This window comes from Rhodococcus sp. AC861 (assembly GCF_979256035.1).
On the sequence record NZ_CEEDMW010000037.1, the window covers coordinates 1 to 278 of the forward strand.

Consider the following 278-nt stretch of genomic DNA (forward strand, 5'->3'; position numbering starts at 1 on the left):
CGATCGAGTGGCCGCCGTCCTGAGATACGACGTGCCCGCCTCCCTGGGGGTGTTCCTCGTCGCGGTCCCCCTCGCCATCGGTATCGCGGTCGCGTCCGGCGCCCCGGTCATGGCGGGGCTCATCGCCGCCGTGATCGGGGGCATCCTGGCGGGGCTTCTCGGAGGCTCACCCCTTCAGGTCAGTGGCCCGGCCGCCGGACTGTCGGTCGTCGTCGCCGAGTTGGTCGCCCAGTTCGGATGGCGCGTCACGTGTCTCTTCACGGTGGCCGCGGGCGTTC

At 71.9% G+C, this 278-nt stretch carries 1 protein-coding gene; it reads left to right on the plus strand.

Annotation, left to right across the window (positions count from 1 at the left end):
• Positions 1-7: 7 nt before the first annotated feature.
• Positions 8-278: SulP family inorganic anion transporter (locus AC0IX4_RS23040; protein WP_471831403.1), on the plus strand; the 271-nt coding region annotated here is incomplete at its 3' end.